Annotated in this window: 26 protein-coding genes; 13 read left to right on the top strand and 13 right to left on the bottom strand. The window is 45.2% G+C overall.

Going from position 1 to position 26,877, the window contains the following annotated elements; all coding sequences use genetic code 11:
* Positions 1-47 precede the first annotated feature (47 nt).
* Entirely contained in the window at positions 48-794 is a 747-nt protein-coding gene (locus CVP04_RS05680; RefSeq protein ID WP_100296551.1) for a class I SAM-dependent methyltransferase, read from the bottom strand.
* Positions 794-2,050, bottom strand: coding sequence for an aromatic amino acid transporter (locus tag CVP04_RS05675; protein WP_100296550.1), 1,257 nt, complete (start codon positions 2,048-2,050; stop codon positions 794-796). The genes CVP04_RS05680 and CVP04_RS05675 overlap by 1 nt, the downstream gene beginning before the upstream one ends.
* 196 nt (positions 2,051-2,246) lie before the next feature.
* Between CVP04_RS05675 and ppa the strand changes: the two genes are divergently transcribed.
* Both ppa and CVP04_RS05665 read left to right on the top strand, forming a co-directional pair.
* Positions 2,247-2,774: an inorganic diphosphatase gene (gene ppa / locus CVP04_RS05670; protein ID WP_100296549.1), complete on the top strand. Its 528-nt coding sequence runs from the start codon at positions 2,247-2,249 to the stop codon at positions 2,772-2,774.
* Between the two features lie 71 nt (positions 2,775-2,845).
* Positions 2,846-3,616 carry a M48 family metallopeptidase gene (locus CVP04_RS05665; protein ID WP_100296548.1) on the top strand — a complete coding sequence of 257 codons (771 nt, stop codon included), beginning with the start codon at positions 2,846-2,848 and terminating at the stop codon, positions 3,614-3,616.
* Positions 3,617-3,678: 62 nt separating this feature from the next.
* On the opposite strand, the gene CVP04_RS05660 is transcribed toward CVP04_RS05665, so the two are convergent.
* The 6 genes from CVP04_RS05660 to CVP04_RS05635 all read right to left on the bottom strand — a co-directional run bounded on the left by CVP04_RS05660 (position 3,679) and on the right by CVP04_RS05635 (position 9,737).
* Positions 3,679-4,443 carry a TonB family protein gene (locus CVP04_RS05660; protein ID WP_100296547.1) on the bottom strand — a complete coding sequence of 255 codons (765 nt, stop codon included), beginning with the start codon at positions 4,441-4,443 and terminating at the stop codon, positions 3,679-3,681.
* A complete protein-coding gene (exbD, locus tag CVP04_RS05655; protein WP_100296546.1) occupies positions 4,444-4,830 on the bottom strand; it encodes a TonB system transport protein ExbD in 387 nt (128 codons plus the stop codon).
* A 1-nt stretch (position 4,831) separates the two neighbouring features.
* On the bottom strand, positions 4,832-5,287 hold the full coding sequence (exbB, locus tag CVP04_RS05650) for a TonB-system energizer ExbB (protein ID WP_100296545.1): 456 nt from the start codon (positions 5,285-5,287) through the stop codon (positions 4,832-4,834).
* A 138-nt stretch (positions 5,288-5,425) separates the two neighbouring features.
* Positions 5,426-7,408 (bottom strand): TonB-dependent receptor domain-containing protein, encoded by a 1,983-nt coding sequence (locus CVP04_RS05645; protein WP_100296544.1) that lies wholly within the window; start codon positions 7,406-7,408, stop codon positions 5,426-5,428.
* Positions 7,409-7,573: 165 nt separating this feature from the next.
* The gene (locus CVP04_RS05640; RefSeq protein WP_100296543.1) at positions 7,574-8,854 is read right to left on the bottom strand and encodes an HlyC/CorC family transporter; all 1,281 of its coding nucleotides are present in this window, start codon (positions 8,852-8,854) and stop codon (positions 7,574-7,576) included.
* A gap of 79 nt (positions 8,855-8,933) precedes the next feature.
* On the bottom strand, positions 8,934-9,737 hold the full coding sequence (locus tag CVP04_RS05635; RefSeq protein ID WP_100296542.1) for a cytochrome C assembly family protein: 804 nt from the start codon (positions 9,735-9,737) through the stop codon (positions 8,934-8,936).
* A 141-nt stretch (positions 9,738-9,878) separates the two neighbouring features.
* On the opposite strand from CVP04_RS05635, the gene ffh reads away from it, so the two are divergent.
* Positions 9,879-11,267, top strand: coding sequence for a signal recognition particle protein (gene ffh / locus CVP04_RS05630; protein WP_100296541.1), 1,389 nt, complete (start codon positions 9,879-9,881; stop codon positions 11,265-11,267).
* Positions 11,268-11,318: 51 nt separating this feature from the next.
* Complete coding sequence (locus CVP04_RS05625) at positions 11,319-11,699, top strand: VOC family protein (protein ID WP_100296540.1); 381 nt, start codon at positions 11,319-11,321, stop codon at positions 11,697-11,699.
* Positions 11,700-11,752: 53 nt separating this feature from the next.
* On the opposite strand, the gene plsB is transcribed toward CVP04_RS05625, so the two are convergent.
* Positions 11,753-14,176, bottom strand: coding sequence for a glycerol-3-phosphate 1-O-acyltransferase PlsB (plsB, locus tag CVP04_RS05620; protein ID WP_100296539.1), 2,424 nt, complete (start codon positions 14,174-14,176; stop codon positions 11,753-11,755).
* A gap of 157 nt (positions 14,177-14,333) precedes the next feature.
* Between plsB and lexA the strand changes: the two genes are divergently transcribed.
* Complete coding sequence (gene lexA, locus CVP04_RS05615; RefSeq protein ID WP_100296538.1) at positions 14,334-14,966, top strand: transcriptional repressor LexA; 633 nt, start codon at positions 14,334-14,336, stop codon at positions 14,964-14,966.
* Between the two features lie 141 nt (positions 14,967-15,107).
* On the opposite strand, the gene CVP04_RS05610 is transcribed toward lexA, so the two are convergent.
* Positions 15,108-15,440: a helix-turn-helix domain-containing protein gene (locus CVP04_RS05610; RefSeq protein ID WP_100296537.1), complete on the bottom strand. Its 333-nt coding sequence runs from the start codon at positions 15,438-15,440 to the stop codon at positions 15,108-15,110.
* Positions 15,441-15,624: 184 nt separating this feature from the next.
* On the opposite strand from CVP04_RS05610, the gene CVP04_RS05605 reads away from it, so the two are divergent.
* From CVP04_RS05605 to CVP04_RS05570, 8 genes are all read left to right on the top strand, one after another.
* A complete protein-coding gene (locus CVP04_RS05605; RefSeq protein WP_100296536.1) occupies positions 15,625-15,834 on the top strand; it encodes a hypothetical protein in 210 nt (69 codons plus the stop codon).
* Between the two features lie 234 nt (positions 15,835-16,068).
* Positions 16,069-16,446 (top strand): 30S ribosomal protein S6, encoded by a 378-nt coding sequence (gene rpsF, locus CVP04_RS05600; RefSeq protein WP_100296535.1) that lies wholly within the window; start codon positions 16,069-16,071, stop codon positions 16,444-16,446.
* The gene (gene priB, locus CVP04_RS05595) at positions 16,433-16,756 is read left to right on the top strand and encodes a primosomal replication protein N (RefSeq protein ID WP_100296534.1); all 324 of its coding nucleotides are present in this window, start codon (positions 16,433-16,435) and stop codon (positions 16,754-16,756) included. The genes rpsF and priB overlap by 14 nt, the downstream gene beginning before the upstream one ends.
* Positions 16,757-16,768: 12 nt before the next feature.
* Entirely contained in the window at positions 16,769-16,996 is a 228-nt protein-coding gene (gene rpsR, locus CVP04_RS05590; RefSeq protein WP_005759927.1) for a 30S ribosomal protein S18, read from the top strand.
* A gap of 18 nt (positions 16,997-17,014) precedes the next feature.
* Positions 17,015-17,464, top strand: a complete 450-nt coding sequence (gene rplI, locus CVP04_RS05585) for a 50S ribosomal protein L9 (protein ID WP_100296533.1) — start codon at positions 17,015-17,017, stop codon at positions 17,462-17,464.
* A 133-nt stretch (positions 17,465-17,597) separates the two neighbouring features.
* On the top strand, positions 17,598-19,994 hold the full coding sequence (gene rnr / locus CVP04_RS05580) for a ribonuclease R (protein ID WP_100296532.1): 2,397 nt from the start codon (positions 17,598-17,600) through the stop codon (positions 19,992-19,994).
* A gap of 12 nt (positions 19,995-20,006) precedes the next feature.
* Positions 20,007-20,744, top strand: coding sequence for a 23S rRNA (guanosine(2251)-2'-O)-methyltransferase RlmB (rlmB, locus tag CVP04_RS05575; protein WP_100296531.1), 738 nt, complete (start codon positions 20,007-20,009; stop codon positions 20,742-20,744).
* 39 nt (positions 20,745-20,783) lie between these two features.
* On the top strand, positions 20,784-21,338 hold the full coding sequence (locus CVP04_RS05570; RefSeq protein WP_100296530.1) for a DUF5358 domain-containing protein: 555 nt from the start codon (positions 20,784-20,786) through the stop codon (positions 21,336-21,338).
* A 139-nt stretch (positions 21,339-21,477) separates the two neighbouring features.
* Here the strand turns inward: CVP04_RS05570 and purL are convergent, their stop codons facing one another.
* From purL to dusB, 3 genes are all read right to left on the bottom strand, one after another.
* Positions 21,478-25,371 carry a phosphoribosylformylglycinamidine synthase gene (purL, locus tag CVP04_RS05565; RefSeq protein ID WP_100296529.1) on the bottom strand — a complete coding sequence of 1,298 codons (3,894 nt, stop codon included), beginning with the start codon at positions 25,369-25,371 and terminating at the stop codon, positions 21,478-21,480.
* A gap of 142 nt (positions 25,372-25,513) precedes the next feature.
* A complete protein-coding gene (gene fis, locus CVP04_RS05560) occupies positions 25,514-25,813 on the bottom strand; it encodes a DNA-binding transcriptional regulator Fis (RefSeq protein ID WP_032092358.1) in 300 nt (99 codons plus the stop codon).
* Positions 25,814-25,827: 14 nt separating this feature from the next.
* Complete coding sequence (dusB, locus tag CVP04_RS05555) at positions 25,828-26,790, bottom strand: tRNA dihydrouridine synthase DusB (RefSeq protein ID WP_100296528.1); 963 nt, start codon at positions 26,788-26,790, stop codon at positions 25,828-25,830.
* Positions 26,791-26,877 lie beyond the last annotated feature (87 nt).

Genomic DNA, 26,877 nt, shown 5'->3' with positions numbered 1-26,877 from the left:
GTTGGTTTTTAATCTACTAGGAAATCGTTTGCTCGGCAAGTCTTTTTTTAGATTTTTTTCGCTTTGATAAACAACAGCACCGGACGGTGACGTAAATCTTTAAATTCCGCGTGCCATTGCGACTGCTGCGTAAGCATCGGTTCCGCCATTTCTTCGATTTGAAAGCCGTTTTTAATCAACAGATTCACGACAGTCGATAAGGTGCGATGATAGGTTTTAAACGGCTGTTTAAACCAATTTCGATCGCGCTCGCCTTCTTCGCGATAATAATTCAATCGATAGGCGACTTGTTCTTTCTGTGCATTTTTCTCCCAACGATCGCCTTCGCGATAACAGGTCACAATCGGATGTTCTTGGGAAAAGATCAAATAGCCGTTCGGCGTTAATTTTGCTGCGATTTGCTGCAATAATGCATCGAAATCTTCAATATAATGAAACGCAAAAGAACTGGTGATCAAGTCAAAATTCGTTTCGGGCAGCGATTCAAGTCGTTCCATTGATAAACGGTGCAAAGCAAAGTGTGGTGAAAAATCCGCAAGATTTTGCTGCGCTTGTTGCAACATTTTTTCCGACAAATCCACACCGACGACAGACGCAGCACCTCGCTGCAAATATAACGCCAAATGTTCGCCGCAACCGCAGCCTAAATCCAATATTCGTTTTCCGTTTACATCCGGCAATAGCGACAACATTGTCGGTTTTTCTACGCATTCATTCAGGCTGAGCGGATTTTCCCGCAATTTTTGATACAGCGAAAAAAATTCCGCCGTATCATACACGCTTTGTTTCATCATTAACCTGTAAACACCGGCAACCAACCGAATTGCATTGCGATTTGGGCGAAAATATTCAAAATACCGAATAGCAATACAAAGTAAATCATCGCGTTGCCGCCGTAAGCGGTATAGCCGGATTGGGCGAATTTACGACGGCTGGCTTTCGCCAATAACGCCGGCACGATCACCGCCCAAACGGTTGCCGCTAAGCCGGCGTAGCCGATAGCGATTACGAAGCCATAAGGGAATTGCAAGCTTAATAACAACGGCGGTAAGAAGGTGACTAAGGTGGTTTTGGTTCTGCCCGCTACGCTATCATCAAATTTAAATAAATCGGCGATGTAATCGAACAAGCCCAAAGTCACGCCGAGGAAGGAGCTGGCAATCGCCATATAGGCGAAGAAACGTAAAATCAATGCGATGTAATCCGTTTGCAAATAGCGTCCCAAGGCATCCAGCAACACGGCGATGTCGCCACCTTTTTCGATCACCGGTGCAAATTCCGCGCGCGGCAAATTACCTTGAATCGCCAACTGCCATAATACATAAATGACCAAGGCAATGCCGGTGCCAATAAAGATCGCTTTCACCACCGGTCGGCTGTCGCGATCATAATATTTCACCAAACTCGGTACGTTTTGATGGAAACCGAAGGACACCAAACAAACCGGCAACGCCACCAAAGCATAAGGTAAATATTGTTGTTCGCCTTGGGCGAGCGTATCAAACAACACCTCGGTTTTCGCCGAAGAAAGCAATCCGCTGACCGATAGGAAGAAAGAAATCACCATTCCCGCCATTAACACCACGCTAAAGCGATCCACCGCTTTGGTGGAAAGCCAAACGAACGCCGCCAAAATAACACAGAAAATTAACGAGCCGAAAGTGCGGCCGATTTCCACCGCACTTTGTTCCGAACTGAGCAGCTGATTTAAAAAGCCTTCGGTAATACCGCCGCCGGAGGTAATGTAGGCATAGGTTAAAATATAAAGCACGAAAGCTAAGGATAAACCGTTGAAGACATTCCAACCTTTACCAAGCAAATCTTTCACAATGGTGTCGAATCCCGCGCCGGTCGGGTAATGCAAATTTGCTTCAAGCAACATTAAGCCTGAAGTCGTCATACAAAACCACGTATAAACAAGGATTAATAAAGATCCCACAAACCACACGCCTGCCATAGAGGTCGGATTTGCCAACATTCCGGCACCGATTGTGCCGCCCGCGATAATCATCGCGCCGCCGAATAACGAAGGAGTTTTCTTATTTGACATAGTTTTTTCCGTTTAAGAGAATATAATTTTGAACTATTATAATAGTACAAATTAAAATTACAATGTCGTTTTTACACAATTTCGGAGGTCGAGGACTTTTTTCCCTTCACCGTGCGGCGCACCTCGACAACTTCCCTTAATTAAAGCTATAATTAACTCGTTTTATTCACAATTAACTTTTAAGAAGGAACAGCAAATGGGCTTAGAAAGCGTACCAGCAGGTAAAGAATTGCCTGATGATATTTATGTCGTTATTGAAATTCCGGCAAACTCCGATCCGATCAAATATGAAGTCGATAAAGAAACCGGCACATTATTCGTTGACCGTTTTATGGCAACCGCAATGTTCTATCCGGCAAACTACGGTTATGTCAACAACACCCTTTCTTCCGACGGCGATCCGGTTGACGTTTTAGTTCCAACACCTTATCCGCTTCAACCGGGTTCGGTAATTCGTTGTCGTCCGGTCGGTGTGTTAAAAATGACCGACGAAGCCGGCGGCGATGCAAAAGTGGTTGCCGTTCCGCATACGAAATTAAGCAAAGAATACGATCACATTAAAGATGTAGGCGATTTACCGACATTGTTAAAAGCGCAAATTCAACACTTCTTCGAAAGCTATAAAGCGCTTGAAGCCGGCAAATGGGTGAAAGTCGAAGGCTGGGGCGATGTTAACGAAGCGCGCAAAGAAATTTTAGATTCCTTCGAACGCGCGAAAAAATAATTTTTTATCGATACCGTTCCGCCTTGCGGAGCGGTATTTTTTTATCCGAATTACGACTTAAGGAAATCCGAATGCTATTTTCAATGAAAAAAACCTTATCGATCTCGTTGCTTGTTTTGTTCGTCAACGCTTGTGCCAGTTCCGCCGATATTAATCAACAAGCCGCCGCGAACTATGTCGAGACCGTGAATGAAGCGAAAACCCAAGGCGCGGTGGATACCACTTCCACCACGGCAAAACGCGTGCATAAAATTTTCAACCAAATGCGTCCTTATGCAGACAAAGAAAACCATACGGGACAAGTGTTTAATTGGCAATTAACCGTGATCAAATCAAAAGAATTAAATGCGTGGGCGATGCCCGGCGGGAAAATGGCGTTTTATACCGGCTTGGTGGATAATTTGAAATTAACCGATGATGAAATTGCCACGGTAATGGGCCACGAAATGGCGCACGCGCTGAAAGAACACGGCAAGAAAAAAGCCAATATGGGGCAATTTACCAATGTGTTGGCACAAGTGGCGCACGTTGCGCTCGCGACCCAAATCGGCTCCGACGGCAGTGCCGTTGTGGTGGGATTAACCAAAGATTGGGCGTTGGATAAACCTTATTCGCGCAGCGCCGAAACAGAAGCCGATGAAGTCGGTTTGTTATTAATGGCGCGTTCGGGCTACAATCCGGAAGCCGCACCGAAATTATGGGACAAAATGCAAGCGGCATCCTCCGGTTCCGACAGCGTGTTAGCCGCTCTGTCTTCCACCCACCCGAGCGATAAAGATCGCCAAGCCAATTTATTGCGTTTAATGCCCGAAGCGGTTGCGATTTATAAAGGCAAGAAATAATTCCGTTCAACAAAAAGTGCGGTCGATTCTAAAAAATTTAATGATCGACCGCACTTTTTTATTTACTGCAATTTAAAACTAATCGGCACGGAAATATTTGCATCCATTCCTTTCGGGCGCGGGCCGATAGAACGTGCGTTTTGCACCGCTGCAACCGCCGCCGTATCCAAGTCTTCCGCACCGGAAGATTGACCTACGCGAACATTCGTTAAACCGCCGTCGGCACCCAACGTAAAGTTCACATTCACCACGCCTTGTTTGCGCATCATTTTCGCCCGTTGCGGATAACGTTTATGCCGTTCGATTTCACGCCGTAATGCCGAGCGATAGGCGTTTAACTCGTCCGCACTCGCGCCGCTTCCGGCGAGATTCTGATTATCCGTGGTCGCTTTTGCCGGCGCGCTTGCCGCCGAATTGACCTTGTGTTCCGATTTAATCGTGCGCTCGCCTTTCGGCATTGCCGAATCAACCGGCTTTTTAGGTTTCTCTTTCGGTTTATCCTTCGGTTTTTCTTGCAGCTTCGGCTTTTCTTTCGGTTTCTCTTTTTTCTTCTCCGGCTCTTTCGGTTTTTCCGGTAGCGGTTTCACCGTCGGATCCGGCAAGGTTTCTTGTACTACGGGCTCCGGCTCGCTTACTTGTTCCGGTTCGGGCGGCGTTTCTTCCACCATTCCCATAATCATTTCCATTGAAATATTGGTATCCGTCACTTGCGCCTGATACGCACTGGCACTGTCGCTTTTTACCGTATAAAACAACGCGCCGATCACTGCGGAATGAAACAGCAAAGACAACCAGAAACCTAACCAAGAACGATGCTTATTCGCCATTTATTTGCCTTTTTCTTTCATTGTGACGATCGCGACGTTTTTAATCTGATTTTTCGCCATTAAATCGGTTAAGGTGACAAAATCTTGGAAAGTGGACTTAGCATCCACTTTTAGCGTCACTTTTTGATCTTTATTCCAAGTAGAAATTTCTTGTTCCAACGCATCAATGGAAATCGGTTTATCGTTAAAATAAATCTCGCCCTGTTCCGTCACGGTCAATAATTTAGCCAAATCGTCCGACTTAAACGCCACCGTGCTGCTTGCTTTCGGCACATTTACTTGAATTTTACCTTGCGAAATAAAAGAGGCCGTAATCAACACAATCGCCAATAAGACCAGCATTATGTCGATAAACGGAATAATGTTGATTTCGTCGAATTTTTTCACCTTATGCCCCTACGTTTTTTTGTCCGTTTAAGGCTTTCCATTTTAAGCGATTGACTTCCACTTTACGCACCAAGCCGTTATAAAACACCATCGAAGGAATCGCCACTAAAATCCCCACCGCCGTAGCTTTTAAGGCAAGAGATAAATTCAGCATAATCGCCGCGGCGTCAATGTCGCCGCCGGAATGCCCTAATTCATAAAACGTTAATAAAATCCCGATTACCGTACCAAGCAAACCCACATAAGGCGCATTGGAGCCGATGGTGGAAATGACGGTTAAATTGCGGTTTAAATCGATATCCAATTCGTGAATATTGGTATATTGCGCCACTTTGACGCGGCTTAAGAAAATAAAGCGTTCGATAACGAACCATAACATCAAAAAGCTCATCAAACCGAGCAAACCGAGAATAATATAATCAACGTACTGTTGTAAAAAATCAAATAGCTGCGACATTAACATACCCTTAAATTAATTAGAATTTTGTAATTGAGAATTAATTTCAATTAGATTGAAATTCTAGCAAAATCACGAGGCAGGGTCAAAACGTATTGACAAAAAGTGCGATGAAAATCACCGCACTTTTGAGGAAAATTAGAATTTATAGGCAACGGATAATTTATAGTTGCGACCCGGATCCAAATCGACGGAGCCGTAATATTGGGTACTTTGATCTTTATAGGCTCTGTTAAAGATATTATCAATACCCGCCGTTAATTCTAAACCTTTCACTTGTTCCGGTGACCAGCTGACATAAAGATTGCTGACCGCATAGCCGTCTTTACGCAATTTGCCCGCTTTTTGTGCACCACGTGAACCTACAAGAGTCGGCATATACAGGTTTCTCACAAACATTGTGTTCCAACCTAATTCCACGTGCGCCGCCGGAATATATTGGCTGATGCCGAAAGTATAACGGTCGCCGGTATCCGGGAACGCTGCTAAATGATCGGATTTTTGTTCGCTGCGTGCACGCGCATAGCTGACGGAAAGTTGCGTGTTGTCATAACGATATTTCGCCGACGCTTCCACCCCTTTCAATTTTACCGCGCCGACACTGGTGTATAAGCTACCGCTTAGCGGTTTAGGTGCGGTGGTATTTTTGTTTAAATTGTCATAATCGGTATGGAAATATTTCGCCGTGAAGGATAAACCGTCATTGTCGGACAATAAACGATCCTTCACAAAGTTGAAACCAACTTCTTTATTATCGCCGCGAATCGCTTCTAAGTTAGCGGAATAGTTGCGAGAACCTCTTAACATAATTTCACCGGCATCCGGCCCTTTGAACAATTCCGTATAATTGGCGAACAAGACGATTTCATCCGTTAAGGCATATTTCAAACCGAGCGCTTTGGAAAAGCGTTGATAAGTTCTGTTAAAGCTCGGATCCAAATCCGCTTTATGGTGATCATAACGAACACCCGGCGTAATTAAGAAATCACCCAAAGCAATTTGATCTTCTAAATAAACGGAAGTGCTGGTGACTTTGGTTTCGTAGGTTTTTTCCGTGTCATTTAAGGCTTTGGATTTAGTTTGATATAACTCGCCGCCGAATAACACGCGGTGTCCGGTTACGCCCAAATCAAATTCCGAAGTGTTTAATAAAGTCGCACCGTTGGTTTCCACTTTGGTTTGCGGGCTACCCATTGACGCCATTTCGGTTTCCGTATTATAGGCGTTAAATTTCACATTCACCCATTTGTTATCTTGCGGATTAAAACCGTAGCTTAATGTGTGCGTTTTTCGGGTTAATTCCGTATAAGCGCGACTATGGTTCGAGCTGACATAACCTTTTTCCCCTTCTTGCGGCACATCACCCAAACAAGTACCGAAATTTGCACGGAAACAGCTGAACGCAGTGTTGGTATAACGCTCGGTGGAAACTTTTAACCATTGTTCCGGACTAATATTATATTTGGCTTTAAACAAATAGTTTTGTAAATGACCGCGGTTAGCATTTTTCACGCCGTTGCCATCTTTACCGTCCTCTTGATGACGATAATTGAAATAGCCTAATAAATCCAAATCGCCGCTACGACCATAAAGCGTCGCCATACCTTGATGAGAATTACCGTTGGAGCCGTATGCATATTTCAATTTCGCCCCGATGTTTTGCCCTTCTTCCAACAAATCCGCTGCATCAACGGTTTCGAATTTAATCGAACCGCCTAAAGAACCGGCGCCGGCAACAACGGAATTCGAGCCCACATCAATATCCACGCGTTTTAAAATTTCCGGATCGATACCGTAGTTACCGGCGTGGTGGAAGGCATAACCGTTTTGTCTTGCGCCGTCCACAGTAACGGTTAAATATTCTTCGCTAACGCCACGAATGTTGTAACGTTCCACCGCCGAACGCGCGCCGTTAACATTCACGCCCGGTACGCCGCGAATCACGTCCGACATTTTAGTCGCTTGACGAACTTTCGTTACGCCTTTCGCCGCAATATTTTCCGCTTGCGGAGAAAAATTATCGCTCACCACATCAATGGTATCCAACGCCTGAGTATCGGCGTGCGCGGCGGAGGCAATGAATGCTGCGAGAGGTAAAAGTGCAAAGTGTGTCTTTTTCATTATTCTTCCTTAAAATTAATTATGAGGCCTAAATAGCAAATGCTAATTATTCTCATTTATTGTTTAATGTCAAGAATAGAATCTAAAAACGCGTTAACGAATCATTAAAAATAAAAAAAACGACGATTTTATTACCGTCGTTTTATATGATTTTCAATGATTGAATTAATTTTGTTCGTTTGCCGGCGGGAGTTTTTCCACTTTGGCTTGTTTCACCATATTGTCCGCTACTTCCAAAATGGTGATTTTCAACCCATCGATTTCGCATTCCGTGCCTTCGTCGGGAATTTCTTCCAAGTGTTCCAAAATCAATCCGTTGAACGTGCGCGCATCTTCCGTATCCAAATGCCAATCGAACAATTTATTTAAATCGCGAATGTTCGCCGAACCTTCGATAATCATCGAGCCGTCCGATTGCGGCGTGACTTCTTCATTAATCGACGGCGCGGTAGAGGTAGTAAATTCACCGACGATTTCTTCTAAAATATCTTCCAACGTGACCAAACCTTTAATGTCGCCGTATTCGTCCACCACCAAACCGATTCGTTCCTTACGGCTGCGAAAATTCAGCAACTGCGCATTCAACGGCGTGCCTTCCGGAATAAAATAAGCTTCGTCCACCGCGCGAATCAAGGTTTCTTTGGTGAACTCGTTTTTATCCAACATTAAACGAAACGCCTCGCGCACGCGCAAAATGCCCAGTACGTTTTCATCCATACTTTCTTTATATAACACGACTTTACTGTGCGCTGCGTGGTTTAACTGACGCATAATGGATTTCCAATCGTCTTCGATATCGATACCGCCGATGTCGTTGCGCGGCACCATAATGTCGTCCACGGTCACTTTTTCCAGATCTAAAATCGACAGCAGCATTTCTTGGTGAGCGGAAGGAATAAATTTGCCCGATTGATTCACAATCGCACGCAATTCCTCGGTGCTTAACGAATTACCTTTCACCTCGTTTTTCACGCCGACAATTTTCATCAAGCTACGAATAATCAGATTCATTACAAAAACGATCGGACTGAACAATTTCAATAAAATCGTTAATAAATGACTGGATACGAACGCTACACGCTCCGGATAAATCGCTGCGATGGTTTTCGGGAAAATTTCCGAAAATATCAGCATTACGAAAGTCAGCACACCGGTAGCAATCGCCACGCCGATGTCGCCGTATAAGCGCATTCCGATAATCGTCGCGATGGCGGATGCGGAAATATTCACGAGGTTGTTACAAATTAAAATTAGGCTCAGCAGAATATCGGTTTTTTTCAGTAATTTTTCGGCTTTTTGCGCGCCTTTATGCCCTTTTTCCGATAAAAAACGCATCCGATAACGATTCGCCGAGAGCAAGCCGGTTTCCGAACCGGAAAAATATGCGGACGCAATAAGTAAAATAATTAAGGTAATAAATAAGGTACTAAGGGGAATACTATCCAAAACAAACTCATCCTTTTGTCGGTAAAGACTAAAAGTGCGGTGATTTTTTGCGAATTTTCACCGCACTTCAAAAATATCATTAAAGATCAAACATTACACGGCTGCCGAAATAAGCAATCGTTAGCAAGATCATACCTGAAATTGTATAAATTATCATCTTTTTTCCGCGCCAATGCAGTTTCCAATGTCCGATTAACGCCAAACCGAATACGATCCACGCCAAAAACGAAAAGGCGGCTTTTTGAATATTCGAGGCGGCAAAAAAATCGGCGAGATAAATCGAACCGGAAAGTAAGGTTAATGTCAGTAAAATTTCGCCGCTTAACATTGAACGGAAGAAATGCCGTTCCACAGTCATTAACGGCGGTACAATCGGTGAAAAAGACATTTTTTTATGCTTCAAATTATGATCAATCCAGCCTAATTGCACGGCGTATAAGGTTGCGATAAAACACACCGCATAAGCGAATAACGCCAAGGCGATATGAATCAACAAGCCGGTATTTTGGCTTAAATGTTGTACCACGGAACCGGGTAGACAGGTTTGTAAAATCAAGGTGATAATCGAAAAACAATACACGATCGGCAACAAAAACCACAGGGTATTCACTTTTAAGCACATTGCCGCCGTCGCCAATGCTGCAACGATCACGCTGACCGAGGATCCGATTTGCATTAAGGTGAAATTTTCACCGCCGAAAAGATGTGTCAACAGCGGAAATAAACTGAAACAATGGGCAATAATGGCTAAAAGTGCGGTAGAAAAAAATAAAATTTTATTCGGTTTTTCCGTATGTGCGCCCGCTTGCGCTTTTAATAACATCGGCACAATCAATAAGATACTGAGCAAATATAACAACATTGAACTTATCGCAAACCACATTCCTTTATCCTCACCTTGCTACGAATCGTTTTTATTCTAACTTTGCCGTGCCAAAATCGCTATAAATTTCTTTCAAATGATGAAAATCCGCTGAATTTCAGTATAATTGGGAAAATTTTAATGAAAAGATTAGGATAAAAAATGTTTGAAAATTTATCGGATCGCCTGTCCAAAACCCTACGCAATATCACGGGGAAAGGCCGTTTAACCGAAGAAAATATTAAAGAAACCCTGCGCGAAGTGCGTATGGCGTTATTGGAAGCCGATGTGGCGTTACCGGTCGTTCGCGAATTTATCAACAAAGTCAAAGAACGTGCGATCGGCGAAGAAGTGAACAAAAGTTTAACGCCGGGACAAGAATTTCTCAAAATCGTCCAAGCGGAATTAGAAGCGGCAATGGGTCAGGCGAACGAAAGTTTGAACCTAGCAGCGCAACCGCCTGCCGTCGTGTTAATGGCGGGTTTGCAAGGTGCGGGGAAAACCACCTCGGTCGGTAAATTAGCGAAATTCTTAAAGGAACGCCATAAGAAAAAAGTCTTGGTCGTATCCGCCGACGTTTACCGCCCGGCGGCGATCAAACAGTTGGAAACCTTAGCGCAAGCGGTCGGCGCCGATTTCTTCCCTTCCGATACGCAACAAAAACCGATCGAAATCGTCAAAGCCGCTTTAGCGGATGCCAAACTGAAATTCTACGATGTGTTGATCGTGGATACGGCGGGTCGTTTGCACGTTGACGGCGAAATGATGGATGAAATCAAACAAATTCACGCCGCTTTAAACCCGATTGAAACGCTATTCACCGTTGACGCGATGACCGGTCAAGATGCCGCTAACACGGCAAAAGCCTTCAACGAAGCTTTACCGCTTACCGGTGTGATTTTAACAAAAGTGGACGGTGACGCGCGCGGCGGTGCGGCGTTATCCATTCGCCAAATCACCGGCAAGCCGATTAAATTCTTAGGGGTCGGCGAAAAAACCGATGCCTTGGAGCCGTTCCATCCGGATCGCGTCGCTTCACGCATTTTAGGAATGGGTGACGTACTTTCCTTGATCGAAGATTTGCAACGTTCCGTCGATCAAGAAAAAGCGGAAAAAATGGCGAAGAAATTCAAAAAAGGCGACGATTTCACCTTGGAAGATTTCCGCGAACAGCTGATCGAAATGAAAAAAATGGGCGGAATGATGTCGATGTTGGAAAAATTGCCGGGCGCAAAAAATTTGCCTGATCACGTAAAAAACCAAGTTGACGATAAAATGTTTGTAAAAATGGAAGCGATCATTAATTCAATGACATTGAAAGAACGCGCTAATCCCGACATTATCAAAGGTTCACGCCGTCGTCGTATTGCCCTCGGTTCCGGCACGCAAGTGCAAGACGTCAATAAATTACTCAAACAATTTGACGAAATGCAACGAATGATGAAAAAAATGCGCAAAGGCGGTATGGCAAAAATGATGCGCGGAATGCAAGGAATGATGGGCGGCGGAATGGGCGCGCTCGGCGGTTTGGGCGGAATGTTCAAACGTTAATAACCTGTCAAAGTGCGGTGATTTTCACCGCATTTTTTTCGGAGAAACGAAATGCTTGATATTTCTCACTTGGATCATTTAGTCTTAACCGTTGCCGATATTCAACGCAGTCTTGATTTTTATACCGCGTTAGGCTTTCAAGAAATTACCTTCGGTAATCAGCGCAAAGCCTTATTATTCGGACGACAAAAAATCAACTTACACCAAAAAAGCGAAGAAATTTCTCCGCACGCTCGCCTACCGGTTTGCGGCAGCGCCGATTTGTGTTTTATTATCGAAACGCCCTTGGAAGAAGCGGTGCGCTATCTGAATCGGCAGAATATTCCTCTGGAAAGCGACATCGTTACGCGCACCGGTGCGACAGGTAATATTCGTTCGATTTACTTGCGCGATCCGGACGGTAATTTAATCGAATTGAGTAATATTGAATAAAAAATGCAATCCTTAGATTGCATTTTTTCCTTAAATCATTTTATTTTTCTGCGTTATTCTTCGCCTTTTTCCACCGCACTTTTGATGGTTAAGCCGATTTCGCTGGAAATCATATGTTCAAGAATATCGGCGATATTGCCTAATTTTTGCATATCCACCACGCCTTCATCATCAAAATAACCACTAGTTTTCAATCCGGCGATAAAGGCGGAGAATACGGCTTTATCAAAAAATTCCGGTGCGTTAATACCGTGTAAAACCGATAAGCGCTGCGCCACGGATTGACTTTCTTTTTCCAAGGTCGCACGCGGAATAGTCGGTTCTTTTTGCAAAATACTGACGGTAATATAATAACGTTGTAAAATTTCACGCACGCCGGCAGACCAGAGTTGCAGGGTGCGCACCTGCGCTTTATTAATCGATAACAGATTTTCGTTGTATTTAATCATTCCCTGACGCGACAATTCGGCGATAATTTTTTCAACTCTCGCCACCAATTCTTCTTGCGGGAAATGTAAAAACAATTCGCCTTGTAAGAACGGATAAATTTTGCTTACGGCATCCAATACCAAATCTTTTTGAATGGCTTCATAATGTAATACAACGCTTGCGACTAACGACGGCAATACCAAGAAATGTTGAATATTGTTGCGGTAATAGGTCATCAACACGGCGGAATTGCGTTCTAAACGGACGATTTCACCGAAATTATCTTTTTCCACCAACACGCCGACGCGATCTAAGCTCAACACGTGTTCCAACATCGCTTCCGGCGTATCCGTCGGAACAATCATATCCGCGGAATAAGGCACATTTTGCAAGAACTGTTGATAGCTCGCCAGCTGCTCCAATAATTGCTCGCGGGATAGCGCCCGTTGACGGGAAGACAATAACGCCGTGCCGGTTAAGTTCATCGCATTCACCGCCGCCGCTTTATTAATATTAATCATCACTTGATTAGAAACGCTATCCACCGCGCGGCTAAACCATTGCGGGCGATCTTCATCGCTTTCTTCCTTCCATTCTGGGAAATGTTGATTTAAGTAATTGCTTAACACAATCGGCTCGCCGAAATTCACATAACCTTTACCCAAATTGCGTAATTTTTTAATCACACGCAACACCAAGCCGGCATTTTCTTTTTCTTTCGCCGCGCCACGCAATTCTTTCGCGTAAGTGTCAACTTCCAAAACGTGTTCATAGCCCACATAAACGGGCACTACGGAAATCGGTCGAGTTTGGCGCTGTTGCAAGGCTTGCAAGGTCATCGACATCATTCCGGTTTTCGGCGCTAATAAACGTCCGGTGCGCGAACGTCCGCCTTCGATAAAGTATTCCACCGAATAACCGCGATGGAATAATTCCGCCAAATATTCGCGGAAAATGGTGGAATATAAGCGATTACCTTTGAATGTGCGGCGAATAAAAAACGCTCCGCCGCGACGGAACATTGCGCCGACCGGCCAGAAATTCAAGTTAATACCGGCGGCAATGTGCGGCGTCACCAACCCTTGGTGATATAACACATAAGATAATAATAAATAGTCGATATGGCTACGGTGACAAGGCACATAGACGATTTCGTGCCCGTCTAACGCCAGTTTGCGCACACGATCGGCGTTTTGTACGTCAATACCTTGATAAAGCTTATTCCATAACCAACGTAAAAAACGATCCGCCACGCGCAAGCCTTCATAACTCACATTTGCGGCGATCTCATCCAAAATTTTATAGGCTTCTTTTTCCGCTTTTTCTTTGCTGATTTTTTTGTTTTTCGCTTCGTCCTCAATGGCTTCTAAAATCGTCGGTAATTGCAATAATTTATTAAACATCGCTTGTCGATTCGGCAAACGCGGTCCGGTGGCAGAAATACGTTGTTTGGAAAAGTGAATTTTCGCCACGCGTGCCAATTTATTGGCGATTTTTTTATCGAATCCGTGTTCGTTCACCATATAACGCAAAGAAACCGCTTGCGAAAAACGCACGAAGGTATCGCGCCCGAACCAAATTGCCGCCGCCGTTTTTTGAATACCGTTCAGCAAGCGCAAATTCGGCAAGCCCGATTTACTTTCGTGTCCCGGCGAGCGCCCCCACAAAACGGATCCCGGAATTAATTGCACGTCCAATTCCGTCAAAGTGCGGTGTAATTCTAAATATTTATTGAAAATTTTTATCGTTTCCTGCTTCGCGCCTTTACTTTTGAAAAAACGACGACCTTCGTCTAAAAATACGAAACGCGGCAAAGATACGCCGTCGATTTCGTTATTCTCAAAGGGATCGGGCAAGCCCACGCTCAAACAATTCTTACGAAAAATCACCAAATCCGTCTGAGAAGTATAAGGCAGAACGTACACCACAGGCTGCGCCGTATTCAAAGCTAATTCTTCAATAGGATTATGCGGAATCGGATTATTTTTCACCAAAAGAGATAAGGGTAATTCAAGTAACTTTCTGTATAACTTAACAATGCCGGACATAAAAATTCCACTAACTGGTTAATCGATTTAAAAAATTTACCTCATTTTAACACAAAATCCGATAATTTCTTTTATATAGATCACAAAAGAAAGATTGCAACCGGCGCATTTCTGTATATAATAACAGTGATTATGTATATAAAAACAGGAGAAGAAAATGGGATTAACAAAAGCGCTGACCGCGCGCCAACAAGAAGTTTATGATCTCCTCAAACGACATTTGGAAACCACCGGAATGCCGCCGACGCGGGCGGAGATCTCGAAAGAACTGGGTTTTCGTTCGCCCAATGCCGCCGAAGAACATTTGAAAGCACTAGCGCGAAAAGGTGTGATCGAAATTATCTCCGGCGCCTCGCGCGGTATTCGTTTATTGGCTAACGAAGAAGAAAACGAACCGGAAGGCTTACCTTTGGTCGGTCGGGTTGCCGCAGGTGCGCCGATTCTCGCCGAACAACATATCGAAGGCACATATCGCGTCGATGCCAATATGTTTAAACCCCAAGCGGATTTTCTGCTTAAAGTGTACGGTCAATCAATGAAAGACATCGGCATTTTAGACGGCGATTTACTCGCCGTGCACAGCACCAAAGATGTGCGCAACGGACAAGTCGTGGTCGCTCGTATTGAAGATGAAGTGACGGTAAAACGCTTGGAACGCAAAGGCTCGATTGTGTATTTACACGCTGAAAACGAAGAATTCGCGCCGATTGTGGTTGATTTAAATCAACAAGCCGATTTCGAAATCGAAGGCATCGCCGTCGGAATTATCCGTAATAATGCGTGGATGTGATCGAAGATAATTCACGAAAAAGTGCGGTGGAAAAATCGTTTTTTTTCACCGCAAATAAAGCTATTTGAATATAACCGTAGAGCGCTGTAGGACAAAAATAAGACGCTTTTGTATAGTTATATTCAATCGAAATTCTCTTTTTTAAGAATTCTTCACAGCCTGTAGAAAAGAAACTAAGGTTTGTTTTTGAATAAGATTTAACTCATTCCAATATTTATCCAATTCTTTGTCTGTTGCTTTTGTAGATAAGCAATCTTCGAAAAACCATTCGATCGGCGTTTCTAAATAGGCTGCAATGCTGATTAAATGACTGACATTAATCTTATTCGTTCCGCGTTCATAACGTGAAAGTTGCTGTTGAGAAATGCCGATATATTCCGATAACTTATCCGCAGACAACCCCCATTCCAAGCGTTTCTTTTGAATACGTTTACCGATTAATTTGTCAAAAGATTCGGGAGCCAACTGCGCCATTAAATATTATTCCATCTAGATACTCATCTTTAGCTATTTTTATTTATTTTTACTCTTGAATAAACTGTCTTAAATGAGTAATATTAATAAAAACCACTCCTCTATAGATAAACAACAATGAAATACCTTACTTTTATTTACACTGCTTTTTAGCGCGCTTAACTATGCCAAATGGGAACAAGCAATGCTTGCGCAAGATCTCGGACAAGTCGGGCGTTATCATTCCAAATGCCAATATGCGGATACTTATAGTAATTTTCACTTTCAAGCGATTATTGAAGAATCTTCTTGTCCTTTGTACATCTATTACGATCCGACAAAAGAAAATCAGGTTCAAGTAAAAATGAAAGAAGAAATGAAAGAAGATAGCCATCAAGAAAATAATCAAAAGTAACGGAAGGAATAAAAGCATCGTTAATCCGGCAGCTCACAATTAAATAAAACACCTGTCGGATTTAATTATTTTTCTGCAAAAACCACCTACTTTTTAAACGATTCGACTTGTCTTTTTCGCTTTCTCTCTGTATAATCGCACGCCTTACAGTCACATCATATTTTCGTTCCTTGCTTCCGCAAGATTGGTGACTGGTCTTACAGTCGGAGGCTGATTAACCCGTAAGGAGCAGTAATGCGTCACTACGAAATCGTGTTTATGGTTCATCCGGACCAAAGCGAACAAGTACCAGGTATGATTGAACGTTACACCGGTTCTGTAAAAGAAGCCGGCGGTCAAATTCATCGCCTAGAAGATTGGGGTCGCCGTCAATTAGCATACCCAATCAATAAATTACACAAAGCACATTATGTGCTTATGAATGTAGAAGCGCCTCAAGAAGTCATCGACGAGCTAGAGACAACTTTCCGTTACAACGACGCAGTTCTTCGTAACGTAATTATTCGTACTAAGCACGCCGTAACAGAAGCGTCCCCAACGGTTAAAGCACGCGAAGAGCGTAAACCTTTAGCTGAAGTTGAAAACAACGATTTTGAGGATGCTGAAGAGTAATTTGAATATTAATAATCGTTTATCTTTAATCGGACAAGTCGCCGATTTTCCTAAACGATATACCAGCCCAAGCGGAATCGGCCATTGTCGCTTTTCATTGGAACATCGTTCCGAACAAATGGAAGCAGGATTACCTCGTCAAGCATGGTGTAAAATGGCGATTCAGGTCAGCGGCGAATTAATAGCAATCACTCAAAGCATTACGGTCGGTCGGCAATTATTGGTAGTGGGATTTATTACCTCGCATAAAACCGCAAACGGTTTAAGCCAATTAGTTTTGCACGCCGAGCAAATCGAATTTATAGATTAGGAGACTAGCCAAATGGCACGTTATTTCCGTCGTCGTAAGTTCTGCCGTTTCACAGCGGAAAACGTAGTTGAAATCGATTACAAAGATATCGCTACTTTAAAGAACTACATCACAGAGAGCGGCAAAATTGTTCCAAGCCGTATTACCGGTACTCGTGCGAAGTATCAACGTCAATTAGCTCGTGCAATCAAACGCGCACGCTATTTAGCGTTACTTCCGTACACTGACAATCATCAGTAATCAAGAGAGGATACGGTAATGCAAGTAATTCTTTTAGATAAAATCGCTCACCTAGGTAGCGTAGGTGATCAAGTTAGCGTTAAATCAGGTTATGCCCGTAACTTCTTAATCCCGCAAGGTAAAGCGGTAATGGCGACCAAAGCTAACATCGAACACTTTGAAGCGCGTCGCGCCGAATTAGAAGCGAAAGCAGCGGAATCTTTAGCCGCAGCTCAAGCTCGCGCAGCGAAATTAGCCGAATTAGCAACAATCACCATCGCTTCTAAAGCAGGTGACGAAGGTCGTTTATTCGGTTCTATCACCACTCGCGATGTTGCCGAAGCAGTCACCGCGGCAGGTGTTGAAGTTGCGAAAAGCGAAGTTCGCCTTTCAACCGGCCCGCTTCGTACTACCGGCGATCACGAAGTTCGCTTCCAATTACACGGCGAAGTATTTGCAACATTAAACGTCGTTGTCGTTGCAGAATAATTCTTCGTTCTGATACGCGAAACCCGACTTCGGTCGGGTTTTTTATTGTTTACCGCTTGCTGCATTCTTTCCTTGCTTTCCCCTCCTCGCGGTGTCAAACTTATCACTATCCATTCCATATGAGGAAATTTCTATGGCACGCAAAACAAACAAAAAAAACACCGCACTTGTTGACCCGAATTATCGACAAGAAGCGGAAAAATACGACAATCCGATTCCCAGCCGTGAATTTATTCTCAGTATTATTCGAGAGCATAACGCGCCGATGTCACGCGAAGAAATTCTCGCCTCGTTGAACATTCAAGATGAAGAACGTCAGGAAGGAATGCGCCGTCGTTTGCGTGCAATGGAAAACGACGGACAATTAATTTTCACCAAGCGCAACCGTTATGCCCTACCGGAAAAGCTGGATTTAATTAAAGGCTTGGTCATCGGACATCGCGAAGGCTATGGTTTTTTGCAAGTGGAAGGTTCGAAAGAAGACTGGTTTATCCCGAACGCACAAATGCAACGCACAATGCACGGCGATTATGTACTTGCCCAGCCGAGCGGGTTTGATCGCAAAGGACGCCGCGAAGTGCGTATCGTGCGCGTATTGGAAAGCCGCAAAAAACAAATCGTCGGGCGCTTTTTCTTGGAAGAAGGAATCAGTTATGTCGTGCCCGATGACAGCCGAATTAACCGTGATATTTTAATTCCGAACGAAAATCGCCAAGGTGCCAGAATGGGACAGGTGGTTGTAGTGGAACTCAAACCGCGCACCGCCGCATTTACCCGTCCGGTGGGTATAATTACCGAGATCCTCGGTGAAAATATGGCGAAAGGAATGGAAACGGAAATCGCCATTCGTAATCACGATATTCCGCATATTTTCCCAAGTGCGGTGGAAAAACAAATTAAAAAATTCACCGAAGAAGTGCCTGAAGAAGCGAAGAAAAATCGCGTAGATTTACGCCGTTTGCCGCTTGTCACCATTGACGGTGAGGACGCGCGCGACTTCGACGACGCGGTTTATTGCGAGAAAAAAGCCAAAGGCGGCTGGAAACTTTGGGTCGCCATTGCCGATGTAAGCTACTATGTTCGCCTGCGCACGGCGCTTGATACGGAAGCCTACAATCGCGGCAATTCGGTGTATTTCCCGAATCGGGTCGTACCGATGTTGCCTGAAATTTTATCCAACGGCTTATGTTCCCTTAATCCGCAAGTGGATCGCCTGTGTATGGTGTGCGAAATGGATTTATCGGCAAAAGGCAAGCTGACCGATTATCGCTTTTACGAAGCGGTAATGAATTCGCACGCCCGCCTGACCTACACCAAAGTGGCGCGTATTTTAGAAGGCGATGAAGAACTCAGTGAGCGTTATCAAGAATTAGTGCCGCATTTGCAAGAATTACATCAAATGTATCAAGCGCTTATCAAAGCGCGCCACCAACGCGGCGCCATTGATTTTGAAACTATCGAAAGCAAATTTGTGTTTAACGAAATGGGACGCATTGAAAGCATTGAGCCGGTGGTGCGCAACGACGCGCACAAAATCATCGAAGAATGTATGATTCTCGCCAATATTTCGGCGGCGAATTTTATGGAACACCATCAAGAAGCGGCGTTATACCGTATTCACGCCGGCCCTAGCGAGGAAAAACTTACCGCGTTCCGAGGCTTTTTAAACGAATGCGGATTAACCCTCGGCGGCGGAGAAAAACCGACCACTGCCGACTACGCCAAACTTTTGGAGCAAGTGCGCGTTCGACCGGATCACGAATTAATTCAAACAATGTTGCTGCGTTCCTTAAGCCAAGCAATGTACGATCCTGAGAATATCGGACACTTCGGTTTAGCGCTGGAAGAATACGCGCATTTTACCTCGCCGATTCGCCGTTATCCCGATTTGACTTTACACCGAGGCATTAAATATTTGCTCGCCAAGCAAAAAGGCTCCAAACGCAAAACCACCGATACCGGCGGTTATCATTACAACGAAGAAGAAATGGACGTTCTCGGAGAACATTGTTCGATGACCGAGCGACGCGCCGATGACGCCACACGCGAAGTAGCGGATTGGCTGAAATGCGAATATATGCAAGATCACGTCGGCGAAGAATTTAGCGGCGTCATTTCTTCCGTGACCGGTTTCGGCTTGTTCGTGCGTTTGGATGATTTGTTTATCGACGGATTGGTGCATATTTCAACCTTAGATAACGATTATTATCAATTCGATCTCGGCAAACAACAACTGATCGGCGAAAATAGCGGGATGATTTATCGCTTGGGCGATAAAGTGAAAATCCGCGTCGAAGCCGTGAGCTTGGAACAACGTCAAGTGGATTTCACGCTGATTTCCAGCGAACGTAAACCAATGCGGGCAGGAAAAACGGCAAAAGATCGCGCGAAGAAAAATTTACGTTACGCCGAAAGTATCAAAAAACAAAAAGCGAGCGTAAAAAAAGCTGCGACCAGCAAAAACGTAGCGAAAAAAAGTGCGGTGAAAAAATCGAACGTTTCGAAAAAAACAAAAAAGAATAAAAAATAAAAAGGAATAAAAATGTCAGAAAAAATTTACGGTATTCACGCGGTGAGCGCCTTTCTTGCTAACGCACCGGAAAGATTGATCGAAGTTTATGTGCTGAAAGGGCGCGAAGATAAACGCTTACAGCCACTATTGAACGAACTGCACCGCTTAGGTATTTCGGTACAATTTTTAAATCGCGACAGTTTAGACAAAAAAGCGGACGGCGAAGTGCACCAAGGCATTATCGCGCGCGTACAAGCCGCGAAAGAACTGAACGAAAACGATTTAGATCAAATTCTACAAAAACATACCAATCCGCTATTATTGGTATTAGACGGCGTAACCGACCCGCATAATCTCGGCGCTTGTTTGCGCACGGCGGATGCCGCGGGCGTGTGCGCGGTGATTGTGCCGAAAGACAAATCGGCGCAACTGACCTCGATTGCGCGTAAAGTAGCTTGCGGCGCCGCGGAATCCGTGCCGCTTATCCGCGTCACTAATCTCGCTAGAACGTTGCGAGATTTACAGCAACAGCATAATATTTGGGTCATCGGCACTGCCGGAGAAGCCACCGAAACGCTGTATCAAAGCAAATTGACCGGCGCGCTCGCTTTAGTAATGGGCGCGGAAGGTGACGGAATGCGTCGTTTAACACGCGAAACCTGCGATCAACTGATCAGTATCCCAATGGCAGGCACGGTTTCCTCGCTGAACGTGTCGGTCGCCACCGGCGTTTGTTTGTTCGAAATCGTCCGCCAACGTTCGGCATAATGCGAGTAATTATTTCCGTTTTAACTAGGTGAATAAAAAATGTTAAAGAAATTGTTATTATCTTCAGTCGCGATAGCGCTTGCGGGTTGCAGTTGGAACACGACGAACGATACCTTTCCCGCGCAATTCGCCAATGCGGATTATATCTTAACCGATCAAGACGCACAGCGCTGGGTTGTCGCCAGTCATCAGGCAGAACAATGTATTTACCCGAATTTAACTCGCATCCAGCAAGAGCATTTTTCTAAAGAGGATGCTTATATTCATTCTCAATACGTCTTTTTCTATCCATTGGAAAGCGTGATCGGCGCAGATTATGTCAAAATGATCCAAACCGATGAAAAATCAATGGGTTACGCCCAATATCAATATAAAAAATTTAAGTCCTTGAATACGAAACCTTTGGAACAAGAGCAGTGCGTCACCTTGCGCAACAAAGCACGCGATGATCTTGCCGTGGTGAAAGGCGAATACAAAAGTGGAATGGCGGAAGAAAATAAAGCGGACGCCAATACCAATTCGGACGGCGTCGCCACCAACCAAAATAAATTCTTCTTTGATATTATCAAATGGGGCTCGGCATTATTGTTGTAAGGACGAAAAGTGCGGTGTTTTTTTCACGCATTTTGCGCACGAAATAATGAAAAATTGCACCGCACTTTGAACTGTTACCGACCGATTCGAAGCGAAAAAAAGCTAACATTAACGTTAGCTTTTTTCATTTGAACGACAATTAGCCGAGGGTAACGCGTGCGTTGCGGAAGATGCGCATCCACGCGCCGTCTTCGCTCCAATCTTCCGGATACCAAGAGTTGCTGACCGCGCGGAATACGCGTTCCGGATGCGGCATCATAATGGCGACGCGACCGTCTTGGTTGCTGACGGCAGTAATGCCGTTCACCGAACCGTTCGGGTTCGCCGGATAAATTTCCGTCGGGTTAAGATTGTGATCGACATATTGCGCAATCACCAAACCTTGTTTTTGTAGATTTTCAAGCTGAGCCGCGTCTTTAAATTCCACTTGCCCTTCGCCGTGAGATACCGCGATCGGCATATGCGATCCCGCCATTCCTTGGAACCAGAAAGAATTGGTTTGGTTGATTTTCACCAAGCCGACGCGCGCTTCGAAGCGTTCGGATTTATTGCGCACGAAACGCGGCCAGTTTTCCGTTCCCGGAATGATTTCCGCCAGGTTCGACACCATTTGACAACCGTTACACACGCCGAGCGCTAAGGTGTTCGGGCTGGCAAAGAAAGTACCGAATTGCTCGCGTAACATTGGGTTGAATAAAATGGACTTCGCCCAACCGCCGCCGGCACCGAGTACGTCGCCGTAAGAGAAACCGCCGCACGCCACCATTGCATTGAAATCGGTCAAGTTATATTTACCCGTCATTAAATCGGACATATGCACGTCGATCGCGTTGAAACCGGCGCGATCAAACGCCGCCGCCATTTCGTAATGGCTGTTCACTCCTTGTTCGCGCAACACGGCGACCGTCGGTCTCACGCCTTTGGCAATATAAGGCGCGGCAATGTCTTCATTCACATCATAAGACAAATGTACGGAAAGTCCTTTATCATTCGGATCTTTTTTGGCGGCGAATTCTTGATCGGCACATTCCGGATTATCACGCAAACGCTGCATTTGATGGGTTAATTCCGCCCAAATACCGCGTAATTCGGAACGTTTTTCGCTTAATAAGACTTTCGGCCCGCGTGTAATTTCAATATGATCGGAAGTCGTCACTTCACCCAATTCTTTGGTTAAATGCAATAATCCGTTTTGGTTCAACACTTCGCGTACTTCGCTAATTTCGCTTTCGCGCACTTGGATCACGGCACCGAGTTCTTCGTTAAACAAGACCGCTAAATCGTTATCGCCCAAGGCGCTAATGTCAACGGCAACGCCGCAATGACCGGCAAATGCCATTTCCGCTAAAGTGACAATCAAACCGCCGTCGGAACGATCGTGATAAGCCAACAATTTATCTTGTTGAACAAGAGTTTGCATTGCGTTAAAGAAACCTTTAAGGCGTTCGACGTTTTCCACATCCGCCGGTTTATCACCGAGCTGTTTATACACTTGCGCAAGTGCGGTCGCGCCCAAACGATTTTTGCCTTCACCCAAATCAATCAATAACAAACGGCTAGCGCCTTTATCGGTGCGAAGTTGCGGCGTGACGGTTTTGCGCACGTCTTCCACGCGCGCAAAGGCGGAAATCACCAAAGAAAGCGGCGCGGTAACAGATTTTTGTTCGCCGTTTTCGTTCCAAGTGGTTTTCATCGACATTGAGTCTTTACCCACCGGCACGGTAATGCCTAGCGCCGGACAAAGTTCTTCGCCCACGGCTTTCACCGCTTCATATAAACCGGCGTCTTCGCCTTGGTGTCCTGCCGCCGACATCCAGTTGGCGGAGAGTTTAATGCGTTTAATATCGCCGATATTCGTCGCAGCGATATTGGTGATGGATTCCGCCACCGCTAAGCGCGCGGAAGCGCCGAAATCCAATAATGCAACCGGCGCGCGTTCGCCGATGGACATCGCTTCGCCGTAATAGCTGTCTAAGCTTGCGGTAGTGACGGCGCAATCCGCCACCGGAATTTGCCAAGGACCGACCATTTGATCGCGCGCCACCATTGCGGTGACGGAACGGTCACCGATAGTAATCAAGAAGGTTTTTTCCGCCACGACCGGCAAACGCAAGACGCGATGCAAGGCTTCTTTTAATTGAATGTGATCTTGCGAAACCGCCGGATTTTCCACCGCACTTGATTTCACATCGCGGGTCATTTTCGGCGTTTTGCCTAACAATACGTTCATCGGCAAATCGATCGGATTATTATCGAAATGGTTATCGTGCAAGGTTAAGTGTTCTTCCGCCGTCGCTTCGCCGATAATCGCATAAGGCGCACGTTCGCGGCGACAGAATTCTTCGAACACCGCCAATTTGTCCGCCGCAACCGCTAACACATAGCGCTCTTGCGATTCGTTACACCAGATTTCCAACGGCGACATTCCGCGTTCGTCGCATAAAATATCGCGTAATTCAAAGCGCCCGCCACGACCGCCGTCGTGTACCAATTCCGGCATTGCGTTAGATAAGCCGCCGGCACCGACGTCGTGAATAAAGGCAATCGGGTTGTCTTCACCGAGTTGCCAGCAACGGTCGATTACTTCTTGGCAACGACGTTCCATTTCAGGGTTATCCCGTTGCACGGAGGCAAAATCCAAGTCTTCTTTGGATTTTCCCGATGCCATTGAGGACGCCGCGCCGCCGCCCAAGCCGATATTCATCGCCGGGCCGCCTAACACGATTAATTTCGCGCCGAGCGGAATCTCGCCTTTTTGAACGTGTTCGGCACGAATGTTGCCGATCCCGCCCGCTAACATAATCGGTTTGTGATAGCCGCGCACTTCTTCGCCGCCGAAGCTGTTGACTTTTTCTTCGTAAGTGCGGAAATATCCCAATAATGCCGGACGACCGAATTCGTTATTAAACGCCGCGCCACCCAACGGGCCTTCGATCATAATATCTAAGGCGGAGGCGATACGATTCGGTTTAGATAACGGATTTTCCCAAGGTTGTTCGAAATTCGGGATCACTAAGTTTGATACGGAGAAACCGGTTAAACCTGCTTTCGGTTTCGCGCCGCGTCCGGTAGCGCCTTCGTCGCGAATTTCCCCGCCCGAACCTGTTGCCGCACCCGGGAAAGGCGAAATGGCGGTCGGGTGGTTATGAGTTTCCACTTTCATTAAAATGTGGGCGTCTTCATTGTGATAGCGATATTGTCCGTCTTTATCAGGGAAGAAACGTCCGACTTTGGAACCTTCTATTACCGCTGCGTTATCTTTATAAGCGGAAAGCACATAATCCGGTGTTTTTTCGAAGGTATTTTTAATCATTTTAAACAGGGATTTTTCCTGTTTTTCGCCGTCGATGATCCAATCCGCGTTAAAAATTTTATGGCGGCAATGTTCGGAGTTAGCTTGCGCGAACATATATAATTCGATGTCGTGCGGATTGCGACCAAGTGCGGTGAAATTTTCCACCAAATAATCGATTTCATCTTGCGCTAAAGCCAGTCCGAGTTCAACGTTGGCTGTTTCCAATGCCTTGCGCCCGCCGGATAAAATATCTACGGTTACGAAAGGTTTCGGTTCTTGATGACGGAATAACGCCGCAGCATCATTCGGCGAGCGAATCACGCTTTCCATCATTCGGTCGTAAATATGTGAAATCAGTTGTTGTTCTTCGTCCTCCGTCAATGCGCGTTCCAGCTCGAAATAAAACGCTAATCCGCGTTCCAAGCGCGCCACTTTATTCAATCCGCAGTTATGCGCGATATCCGACGCTTTGGACGACCAAGAGGAAATAGTACCGATTCGCGGAATCACGATAAAACATTCGCCGCTCGGTTCGTGCTGCGCAAGTGTCGGGCCATAATGCAATAATTGTTCCAATTTATCGGTTTCTTCCGCCGTCAATTCGGCGGTTAATTCCGCAAAATGCAAATATTCCGCATAGCAGGATTTAACCGGTAAATCCGCTTTTTGGAAACGGGCGGCAAGTTGATTCAAACGGAAGGAAGAAAGTGCGGGTGATCCGCGAAAAACCTGTAACATAGACTTTTTACCATTGATTAGCTGATTGAAAATACAGGCTATTATAAAGGAATTCGACGAGAAACGAAAACGTTTGCGCGAGATAAAACGAAAAACGCCCTTATTTTGCAACAAGGGCGTTTTTGTCAATATCGATTAAGAATTAACCCATACCGTATTTTTTCAATTTTTTGCGTAATGTTCCGCGGTTAATGCCGAGCATTGTCGCCGCGCGCGTTTGGTTGCCGCGCGTATATTGCATAACCATATCCAACATAGGGTGTTCAACTTCCGCTAAAACTAATTCATAAAGATCGTTCACATCTTGACCGTCTAACTGTGATAAGTAGTTTCTTAATGCTTGTTTCACAGAATCACGAAGTGGTTTATTTGTTACTTGAGATTGTGAATTTAAAACTGAAACCGTTAAAGCTTCAGCCGGATTACGTTGTTGTTCTAACATTTCTCTTTATCCAATTAAATCAAATTAAAAAATTCTTCCAATGCAATTAGCTGCGTTTTGGCGTCAGTTATTGCATTAAAAGTCTGTCTAAAACCGGAATTGGGTTGAATTCCCTGCAAATACCAAGCAACGTGCTTGCGTGCTATACGATACCCTTTTTCTTCACCGTAGAATTGATGAAGATCACGAATATGTTGCAAAATTACACCGCACTTTTCCGCTAAACTCGGTTCCGGTATCGTCGAACCCGTTTCCACTAAACTCACCGTTGATTGAAACAACCAAGGGCGACCTAATGCACCGCGTCCGATCATTACCGCATCAGCCCCGGTATAGTTAAGCACATCCAATGCTTTTTGGGGCGAAATTATGTCGCCGTTCGCAATAATCGGTATCGAAACTTGCTTTTTCACCGCGCGGATATGTTCGTATTCCGCTTCGCCTTCAAACAGACATTCGCGCGTTCGACCGTGAACGGTCAGCGCTTGAATACCGGCTTGTTCCGCTATTTTCGCGATTTCCGTGCAATTTCGATTATTGCGATCCCAACCCGTTCTAATTTTTAATGTTACGGGCACGTTTACGGCATTAACCACCGCTTCAAGAATCCGTCGAACCAAATCGGGATATTGTAAAAGCGCGGATCCCGCCATTTTACGATTCACCTTCTTTGCCGGGCAGCCCATATTTATATCAATAATGTCCGCACCGTATTCCACGTTTACTTGCGCCGCTTGCGCCATTTCATCAGGATCGGCGCCCGCGATTTGCACGGCGTTAATTCCCGCGTCTTGGTGATGAGCCAAGCGCAGCTTCGATTTTTCGGTATGCCAAACTTGCGGATTCGTTGACATCATTTCGGAGAAAGTTAACGCCGCACCGTAGTGTGCGCAAAGTCGCCGAAACGGTTGATCGGTAATGCCTGCCATCGGAGCCAAAATAATACGGTTTTTCAGTTGATAAGAACCAATCCGCACTTTCTTTTCCTCGTTAAACACACCTGATCCGCTAAAAATTAAACACGCCTGCCAACCGACAAGGCGTGCTATGATACGCACTTTTAA

The organism is Caviibacterium pharyngocola (assembly GCF_002795405.1).
In the GTDB taxonomy this organism is placed as follows: domain Bacteria; phylum Pseudomonadota; class Gammaproteobacteria; order Enterobacterales; family Pasteurellaceae; genus Caviibacterium; species Caviibacterium pharyngocola.
The sequence above is the reverse complement of the archived record's forward strand: the minus strand, read 5'-3'. Positions and strand labels throughout refer to the sequence as shown.